The 9,393-nt window shown below is 60.3% G+C and carries 6 protein-coding genes; 3 read left to right on the top strand and 3 right to left on the bottom strand.

Annotated features, from left to right (window positions below):
- The 3 genes from ACFSYH_RS09550 to ACFSYH_RS09540 form a co-directional block, all read right to left on the bottom strand.
- Positions 1 to 2,527, bottom strand: a 2,527-nt coding sequence (locus tag ACFSYH_RS09550; protein WP_377466699.1) for a S8 family peptidase, incomplete at its 3' end; no start/stop codon positions are given.
- Positions 2,528 to 2,834: 307 nt separating this feature from the next.
- Positions 2,835 to 5,693 carry a cation-translocating P-type ATPase gene (locus ACFSYH_RS09545; RefSeq protein WP_377466698.1) on the bottom strand — a complete coding sequence of 953 codons (2,859 nt, stop codon included), beginning with the start codon at positions 5,691 to 5,693 and terminating at the stop codon, positions 2,835 to 2,837.
- A 201-nt stretch (positions 5,694 to 5,894) separates the two neighbouring features.
- A complete protein-coding gene (locus tag ACFSYH_RS09540; RefSeq protein ID WP_377466697.1) occupies positions 5,895 to 6,455 on the bottom strand; it encodes a EutP/PduV family microcompartment system protein in 561 nt (186 codons plus the stop codon).
- Between the two features lie 162 nt (positions 6,456 to 6,617).
- On the opposite strand from ACFSYH_RS09540, the gene ACFSYH_RS09535 reads away from it, so the two are divergent.
- The 3 genes from ACFSYH_RS09535 to ACFSYH_RS09525 all read left to right on the top strand — a co-directional run bounded on the left by ACFSYH_RS09535 (position 6,618) and on the right by ACFSYH_RS09525 (position 9,295).
- A complete protein-coding gene (locus tag ACFSYH_RS09535; protein WP_377466696.1) occupies positions 6,618 to 7,223 on the top strand; it encodes a phosphoribosylanthranilate isomerase in 606 nt (201 codons plus the stop codon).
- 219 nt (positions 7,224 to 7,442) lie between these two features.
- Positions 7,443 to 8,234, top strand: a complete 792-nt coding sequence (gene thiD, locus ACFSYH_RS09530) for a bifunctional hydroxymethylpyrimidine kinase/phosphomethylpyrimidine kinase (RefSeq protein WP_377466695.1) — start codon at positions 7,443 to 7,445, stop codon at positions 8,232 to 8,234.
- A 224-nt stretch (positions 8,235 to 8,458) separates the two neighbouring features.
- Positions 8,459 to 9,295 (top strand): sugar phosphate isomerase/epimerase family protein, encoded by an 837-nt coding sequence (locus tag ACFSYH_RS09525; RefSeq protein ID WP_377466694.1) that lies wholly within the window; start codon positions 8,459 to 8,461, stop codon positions 9,293 to 9,295.
- Positions 9,296 to 9,393 lie beyond the last annotated feature (98 nt).

Raw genomic sequence — 9,393 nt, 5'->3', positions numbered from 1 at the left:
CCTGCACCGTAACCGACTTACCCACATCAGAGGCCCGAGCCGTAAACGTTGAACCAGTCGCGCCATCAACCCGCTGACCCCCAACAAACCACTGGTATGTCAACTGTGCGCCCGCAGTCCAGGTTCCTGATTGTGCGGCGAGCCTCTTCCCCACCTGAGGTGAACCAGAGACAGTGGGCACAGAACCAGTGAGAACCTTAGGCTCTACCTCGTCGTCAGTCGGGTCCTCCGGTTGTGCGGGAAGTTCGGCGAGCGGGGGCTCGGTGGAAGTCGACACAGCCTTGACCGCGATGGGGAAACGAGAACTCATGTCCTCTCCCACCCAGGTGATGTTTCCCTGTGCATATTCCCCGAGCGGTGCGTCAACCCGGGTCACCGTAATCCGATAGCTGATTTCCTGACCGGCTTTCGTGAACTCAAGAACACTTGGCTGCACCGACACGTCATATCCGGGAAGCGCGGCGTGTGCCGTATAACGTCCAGGGGCAGTCGCGGTGACGGTACGCGTGACCTCACGAGAGGTCACCAGTTGACCGATCGCAAGGCTGGCCTGGTTCACTTCACTCCCGTGAATTGGCGTGTCACGGCTTCCGGTGTCCACCCCCAGCCCGTTGAGGTATCCATTCCACTCTTCTTGACCCGACTTATAGACAAACCCCGGGTTGAGGAAGTCCTGTGGTGCGATCTGCCCTGCCCCGTCAGCGAAGTGATCAGTGTTCACCTCTCCCTCGCTGGTGTGCGTGTCTCCTGCTGTGGTCATCAGCGCTGACTTGATTTCTGCCGGACCCGCGTGAGGTGAAGTCGATAGATAGACTGCGGCAAGTCCTGCCACGTGTGGTGCTGCCATTGAGGTACCGGACATGAGGCGGTATTGGGGGTCCTTGCCACTGGCGTTCGACACCGCTGCAAGTACGGCCACTCCTGGGGCGGCGACATCTGGTTTCAAGATGTTCCCGCTGGAGGTTCTGGCCGGACCTCGGCTGGAGAAGGTCGCCACCTGAGGGCTCTGAAGCAGTGATTCTCCAGTGGTGTTGAACGGCAGAAAACTAACGGTTGCAGAGCCAGAGGTCGGTACGTAGGCGGTCAAGGCCTCCCCGACGGTTCGGGTCACATGCACGGTGGGGATGAGGTGCGTTTCCGCCAGCACATCCTGTGGCGAACTGGCCGTGTTCGCGATGATGGCCGCAACGCCTCCCGCACGACGCACCTCAGCGGTTTGTTCACGACGCAACGTGGCGCTGTCATTCGTCATTCGCGCACACAGCACGACCGCCCCTTGCACGTCATCGCTCAGGGACCCTTCACGGCAAAACCTGGCACCGCTCCTTGAAGTGTCAAGCACCAATGGAAGATCGGTTACACCGGTCCCGAACACCGTGACCGAAGCGCCAACCTCGCTGAACTCACCGGCGATGACAGTTGCCTCTTGGGCACTGGTTGTGGCGGCAACGGTGGTCAACCAGGGTTCGGTGTGATCGATGGTAGAGGCACCTGACCCGGAGTTTCCTGCTGAGGCAGAGACGAAAATACCAGCGCTGCTCGCCCTGAGCAGAGCAAGGTCAACTGGACCAGACACGGTGTCATCGCCGTTACTCGAACCAATTGAGTAGTTGATGACATCCACACCGTCGCGGATTGCCGCCTCGATTCCGGCGATGAGGTCGCTCTCGCCGCACTGCGTTGGACCAAGAATAGATTGCCAGCAGACCTTGTACACTGCGACCTTTGCCGCGGGTGCCACCCCGCTGATGGTCACGCTATCGAGATCGGCGTAACTGGCATCGACCCCTGCGTTTCCGGCAGCGATCGAGGCCGTGTGGGAGCCATGCCCGTTGTAGTCCCTGGGCGACCTGTACTCGTCTCCGACAACCCAGATGCTGCCGGAGTTGACCGCATTGTCAAAGTAGCGGGCACCAACAATTTTGGTGGAACAGTCGGACGCATCAAATCCCGGTCCAGTTTGGCAGACGCCGGTGAAAGTCTGCCCGTCAGCCTTCACCATCGCAATTCCGCCATCTGCGAGGTGCGGTGTCGCGGGGTCGGTCGCATTCGCTGTGAGTGGACTTCCAGCCATCGTCGGGTTGTCAGGGGAGATTCCTGAGTCGAGCACACCCACGACAACTCCCTCCCCGGCGGCGTCCACCCCTCCCACTTGAGACCACAGGCCTGTAGGCTCCCCTAGGCCCAAGTACTCAGTGGTGGATTGAGCTTGAACCTCGTATATCCGTTCCACAGAGACTGAGCGGACTTGGCGGTGCTCGCTGAGCGCTTCGGCCTGTTCTGCCGTGAGAGTTGCAGAGAACCCGTTGATCGCCACGGTGTAGTTCTGTTCCACGTCCGCCCCCACGGATTGAGCAACCGCACCTTGAATACTCTCCAAGACGTCTTCCTGCGACTCCACTGCATCAATGTCCTGGGCTGCGACCAGTTCGCCTGCGACTGGCGGCTGGGACAACTCGATGATGTAATGCCCGTCCTCAAATCCTTGGGGCGTGGGGCCCGTGGCAGCAACTGGCGTGATTCCCACAAAACCGCTCATAAACAGCGTAAGTACTGCTGTGATCGACGTTGTTCGCCGGATGTGAGGTTGGAGGAAGTTTGATGCCTTCCGCTCGCTGTGTTGGGCTGTGCGGAGTGGGGCGCGCATCATGTATCTCATTCAGGTGGGCCGTCTTTGCTTCGGCGATGTCTATCGGTGGGAGCCTGCATCAGACTCAAAACAAAGCGTAGCCTAACCTAAGTTAACGTAATCGAGTTCTGGATCAACTTCTGCTTGACCTTAGTCACACTAAGGCGAATCGAACGGCCGGACCGGCGTTCTGACCAGGGTTCCGTTACTGGTTGGCCAGACGGGAGCGTTGAACCTTCTTGCCAATCTCAATGACAAAGAACACGGCAACGGCCAACCCTATCGAGGCAGCCCACTTCGCGACCCCGATGGGAGCTGAACCGAACCACGAGTTGATGAACGGCAACAGCGTGAACGCGACCTGCAGTAATACAAGGCTGAGGGCAGCTATCCAGACGACCTTGTTGCCTTTGAACACGTCTGTTGTGATCGATGATCGGTGCAGGAATCGGCAATTGAACAGGTAGGCGAGTTGAGCGAGGGTCAGCGTGGTCACCGCGGCAGTCTGAGCCTCGGCCACGGTTGATCCGAGGTGACGTTCGAGCCAGACCACGAACAGCGTGGCCACGCCGATCAGCAGGGACACGAGCAATACGTGCACGAGTGCACCCTTGGACAACACGCCCTCGCGAGGGTTGCGGGGGTTGCGGTCCATGAGCCCAGGTTCGGCGGGCTCGTAGGCGAGGGCAAGCGACAATGTGATCGCAGTGATCATGTTGACCCACAGGATCTGCGCCGGTGTGAGCGGCAGGGCCCAGCCAAACAGGACGGCGATGAGAATCACAAGCGACTGTGCACCGTTGGTGGGGAGCAGGAAGATGACCGACTTCCGGATGTTGTCAAAGATCCTGCGGCCTTCCTCAACCGCACCCTCGATGGTCGCGAAGTTATCGTCGGTGAGGACGATGTCAGCGGCCTCCTTCGTAGCCTCCGTTCCCTTGATGCCCATGGCAACGCCGACATCGGCCTTCTGCAGCGCGGGGGCATCGTTGATGCCATCGCCGGTCATCGCCACGACATGATCGTTCTTTTGGAGCGCCTCGACGATCCGTAGCTTATGTTCAGGGCTCGTACGAGCGAACACTCGCACCGTACGGACTGCCTGCTGCAACTCCGTTGCGCTCATGTGATCGAGGTCTGCGCCCACCATGACCTGTGGCTCACCGTCGGCGTTTTTGAGAGCCTGATCCTGAATGATGCCCAGTTCGGATGCGATGGCGGTCGCGGTTCCCGAGTGATCGCCCGTAATCATGACCACGTCGATTCCAGCGCGCTGACACTCGGCGATAGCGGTGATGGCTTCCGGGCGCGGCGGGTCCACGATTCCAACGAGTCCATACATGACCAAACCGACCGCATCGTAAAGGCCGAGTTCTGTCGCACCCTCCAATGGCGTGCCCGACAGGTCTCGACCGCAGATCGCCAGCACCCGTAGGCCCTGCGCGCCCAACTCGTCGACAATCCCCTCCCAGTACTTTCTGTCGATCGTGACAGTCTCGCCCGAGGGGCTGAACTGGAACGCACAGCGGCGTAGCAGCCGATCTGGCGCGCCTACGGCGTGCAGGGTACGTCCACCACCGGTTTCACGGGCTTCAAAGGAACCCTCGTTGCTCAGGAAGGAAAACTCGTCAATCGTGGCCATGAACTTGTGGCTCGACTCGAACGGCAACACCGCATGACGGATGTGAGGGATGTGGAAGTTCGCCTTGTCCGCGAGAACTCGGATCGCGCCCTCGGTGGGGGCACCCACGAGTTCCCACCGTCCTCGATCCGAAACGATCTGCGCGTCATTGCACATGGAACCTGCGGCGATGAGATGCGCGAGGTCGCGCGAGTAGTCGAACTCAACCCGCGCACCGTTCATTCGCAGCGCACCCGTTGGATCGTAGCCTTCGCCTTCAACCTTGAAGCGCTCATTCGCGAGGACGACGACGCGGGCCGTCATCTCGTTCTTGGTCAGCGTGCCGGTCTTGTCCGAACAGATCGTCGTGACTGAACCCAGTGCCTCGACGGAGGTCAGACGTCGGGTGATCGCGTGACGTCGAGCCATTTGCTGCACGCCCATCGCGAGCGTGATCGTCACAAGCGCGGGCAGGCCTTCAGGAATAGCCGCCACGGCGAAACCGATAGTTGCGGAGAGAGTCTCCGAGGCCGAATAGTCATGGACGAAGAGGCCCAGCACGACCATGACGACGGCCATGACACCAACGATGATCGCGAGGGTCTTGCCAAGCCTGTCGAGTTGCCGAGACAGCGGGGTCTCAAGTGGCTCAACCTGAGCCATGAGCGTCTGGATCCGCCCGATCTCGGTGTTGGGGCCCGTCGCCGTAACAATGGCGCTACCCGTTCCCGCGGTGACGAGGGTCCCCGAGTGCAGCATGTTCGAGCGGTCACCCGTACCGGCGCCAGCACCGACCGTGCCAACGGTTTTGACGACCGCATCAGATTCACCGGTGAGAACCGATTCGTCGGCCTGTAGGTTCACGGCTTCGATCAGTCGCATGTCCGCTGGGATTCGGGCGCCTGAGCGAACCCGCACCACATCGCCGACCACGAGGGTTTCCGCGTCAACCGTCTCCCAACGTCCACCACGTTTGACCTCTGCGGTGAGCGCGAGCATCGACTTGATCGAGTCGAGGGCCTTCTCTGCTTTCCCCTCTTGGATGAGCCCCACGGCAACGTTGACAACCGCAACCACGAGAATGATCGCGAAGTCGACCCAGTCCCCGACAATCGCCTTGAGGACCGCTGCCACCAGCAGGATGATAACGAGGATATCTGAAACGTGTTCCAGGATCCGTGCCACCAAGCCGGGGCGTGGGGCAGCCGGTGTCGAGTTTGGCCCGAAGTCGTCCAGACGTGCTTCCGCGTCAGTGGCACCGAGACCATCCAAGGAGGTGCCCGTGACATCGAAGATGTCAGAGAGGTCTCGCGCATGAGCTGGATTCTCGGCGAAGATCAGCGCGTCTTCCCGTAGTTCGGCAGGCTCGCCACCTCGTGGTTTCTTGGGCGCCTTGGTGGCGGTTCCCGCGTCGTGTTCCGAAGGTGGGCCAGGCACCGTCATAGTCTTTTCTCCTCGTGACACGTCATCTGGCAGAGCATGCGACAGTATTCGTGAGACGTCACGACCACCAGCCTTTCAAAGGACACAGAGGGAGGTAGCCAAACTCGATCCATTTATCGCATCGACACTTCGATCCTACCGATGTCTCCTGACACTTACCCGTAGGATGGTCCCGAAACCGACTCTGAGTTGCAGTTCACCCTATGCCTGATCGAGGTTGCGTGCGCACCATTCGCGTACTTCGCGTCGGTTTCGCAGCCGAATCACATCAATGTCATACGCCGCGAGGTGATGATCGGTGTGGCGGAGTTTGTTTCGCGTGGTCCAGCCCCACCACAGGATGTTCTCATCGCTGCGTGTGAACCAGGTGGACGGGCCGGGTTCGCGGTTTCCGTTCCATAGTTCTTGGTTGAGGCGCCAGCGCCGCCAGGTACGACGCAGTAACTGCGAGAAGGCGGTACGGGTGGGCAGGTCAAGCCAGATCGCGGCTTGCGTGCGCTCGATGATGATGGGGCGTGCAGCCTTGTACTGGTATTCGGTGATCCAGTTGTCGCGGGCAACCAGATCGTGCACGTCATCCACGAACCTGGGACGCGGCTCCCAGTTCTCACCGTGGAACAGCGAGTCGAGTTCTGTGTGTTCAATCCCGCGGCTCTCCGCGATACGTTGACATAGAGTGGTCTTCCCCGAACCTGTCACTCCGATCACGATGATGCGCGTGATGCGGTTCGGCAGTTGATACTCGGGACCGTGAAGACGCATCCATCAACTGTAATAGAACGGGCGTCTCGGCGATGCGAGACAAGAGGGCACCCGTTACGGACAGAATAGTGCAGCGTAGTGTGGGGGATTTCGCGAAGCAAATACCTGCGGAGCGAAACGAGAGCCGTTCGCAACCAGTACGCACCCGCGTAAGGAGTATCCATGTATGTGAAGGTCTGCGGTCTGAGCACCGTCGAGTCCGTGCGCACCGCCATCGATGCCGGCGTGGACGCGATCGGCGTGGTCCACGCACCGGGAAGTCCCCGCCACCTTGAGCCTGACAGGGCGCGCGAGGTGCTCGCAGCCGCCGGCTGCTCGGTCGACACCGTGCTGGTGGTTGCCAAGATGCCTGCCGACGATGCGGCCCGTCTCGCTCTAGACCTCGGCGTGTCCGCGCTTCAGTTACATGGGAGATACACCGCATCGGACTTTCAATCCGCGGGTCATGTCTTTCCGCGCATCTGGCGCGCCACCTCTTTGGCACAGGACCCTGACCTACACGTTGGCGCTCACGGGGAGGAACTTCTCCTCCTCGACGCACCCAACGCGGGCTCGGGCGAACGCTGGGACGTGAGCCGACTCGTCGGCAATCGTCCTGACGGGAAGTGGCTCCTGGCAGGTGGTTTGAACCCGGACAACGTGGCCGACGCCATCACGGTGGCGCAACCGTGGGGCGTGGACGTGTCGAGTGGTGTGGAGTCAGCGCCCGGCATCAAGGACTTGGACAAGATTCGGTCGTTCGTGGCCAGCGCGCGGGCTGCTAGGTAGGCACCGTTCGGCTACCTGAGCATGGCGACCAGCGCGATCTGCCAGAACTCCCAGTTTTCCAAGAGGTCTCCTCCCGGCGTAGCGGCAGCCTGGAGAGCCGCGATTCTTGTGGCCTTTACGTTTCATAAAATGAGCCGAACACTCACTCGCTGTGTGGACAGGCGTAGTCTCGTAGACAGTTCATCCGCATTCACTTCATGACACGCACGAGGAACCCTCATGGTCAATTTCGCATACGTTATCGCCGGTTCAGAGGCCACGGGCGGTGCTGGAATCCAAACCGACCTCAAGACATTCCAGGAACTCGGGGTCTACGGTTCCGGCGCTCTCACCTGCATCGTCTCCTTTGACCCGAAGAACAACTGGGCTCACCGCTTCGTGCCAGTCGACCCACAGGTCATCAAGGATCAGATCGAGGCCGCAACGGCCATCCACGAGCAGAAGACCGTCAAGATCGGGATGCTCGGAACTCCAGCGACCATCGATGCCGTCGAGGAGTCCCTCAAGAAGCAGCAGTGGGACAACATCGTGCTTGACCCGGTGTTGATCTGCAAGGGTCAGGAACCTGGGGCTGCGCTCGACACGGACACCGCCCTACGCGAGAAGATCCTTCCGCTCGCGACCGTCGTCACCCCAAACCACTTTGAGGCCCGCACCCTGTCCGGGCTGATCGAACTCAACACAGTCGATGACCTCATCGAAGCGGCACGGCTCATCCACGCTCAGGGACCACGCTACGTGGTGGTCAAGGGCGGTACCGAGCTTCCTGGCGAATACGCAGTCGATGTCCTGTTCGACGGTGAAGAGGTCACCATCTACTCAGAGCCCAAGATCGGCGAGGAACGCGTATCCGGGGCTGGCTGCACCTTCGCAGCCGCGATCACCGCTGAACTCGCAAAGGGTTCTGACATCAAGTCGGCGGTGTCCGTGGCGAAGAAACTGGTCACCGAGGGCATCAAGAACCGAGTCGAGTCGAACGCGCCGTTCGCGTCAATCTGGCAGCAGGCATAGGACGCGTCCCAAGTGCATGCCGAGGACCGCTCACCTGGTGAGTGGCCCTCGGTTTTCGCATGAGCAGAATGCATTCTGCCCATGTTCAACCACTTTCTCCCACGGCGTAGCATCACAGGCCTACCCCCACGTGTGTCACGTAAAACCCAATGTTCACAGGATCTTCCAGTTGATCTGCGCGGGAATCTGCATACGCTAGAAATATGGTCGGCGATTCAATAAAGGTGACTCTATCCACCGCATCCGTGTTCCCACGACGCACCGCCTATGCGTTCGAGTTGGCGTCACGCGCCGGATATGACGGGATGGAGATCATGGTATGGACGGACACGGTCACACAGAATGCGACGAAGCTTCGCAACCTGTCGGATCGTTACGGCCTACCCATCACCTCCATCCACGCTCCGTCTCTTGTGGTGAGCCAGAACGTGTGGGGAGCCTTTCCGGCACGCAAGCTGGAGAAGTCTGTGGAGTTGGCCGAACAGGTTGGTGCGCCCACGGTCGTCGTCCACCCTCCATTCATGTGGCAGCCTCGCTACGCCGCCGTCTTTCAGACCCACGTGAAACGTCTGATGGCGCAGACCAATATCACCATCGCGGTAGAGAACATGTATCCGTGGCGATACAAGGAACGCGAACGTCTCGCCTACCTGCCCCACTGGGATCTACGGACACAGAACTACGATGCCGTCACAGTGGATCTCTCCCATGCCTCGACATCGCGACAGGATTCGCTCTCCCTCGTCCAAGAACTTGGTGACACCGTGCGTCACATTCACCTCGCCGACGGCAAGGGCGGCAATCACGATGAGCATCTGGTCCCGGGGCTTGGCACCCAACCCGTGCGCCAGGTGATCGAGCATCTCGTGCACCGGGATTGGTCCGGCGATCTATGCGTTGAGATCGGTACTCGCAAGGCGGACAATGCCGATCACCGTGAGGCGATGGTGTGCGAGGCCCTGGAGTTCGCCCGTTCGGCCATCAGGGGCGCCACACCACCACCGATGCCAGTCGCTCAGTTCGAGACCGAGCACAGCCGCCCGACTGACGCGTGGCATTAACCCACAGACAATGCAATGTGACGGCCAGCGGTCCAATGTGACCATTGGGCATGGTCACATTGGACCGCCTGTGGTCCCATCACAAGCGGCCCAGAGCA

It is taken from the genome of Populibacterium corticicola (assembly GCF_042683685.1).
Taxonomy (GTDB): domain Bacteria; phylum Actinomycetota; class Actinomycetes; order Actinomycetales; family Cellulomonadaceae; genus Timonella; species Timonella corticicola.
The sequence above is the reverse complement of the archived record's forward strand: the minus strand, read 5'-3'. Positions and strand labels throughout refer to the sequence as shown.

Bases quoted from the DNA above. Each gene is read 5' to 3' on its own strand.
- thiD (WP_377466695.1), top strand. From the start codon at position 7,443: ATGGTCAATTTCGCATACGTTATCGCCGGTTCAGAGGCCACGGGCGGT.
- ACFSYH_RS09540 (WP_377466697.1), bottom strand. From the start codon at position 6,455: ATGCGTCTTCACGGTCCCGAGTATCAACTGCCGAACCGCATCACGCGC.
- ACFSYH_RS09545 (WP_377466698.1), bottom strand. From the start codon at position 5,693: ATGACGGTGCCTGGCCCACCTTCGGAACACGACGCGGGAACCGCCACC.
- ACFSYH_RS09535 (WP_377466696.1), top strand. From the start codon at position 6,618: ATGTATGTGAAGGTCTGCGGTCTGAGCACCGTCGAGTCCGTGCGCACC.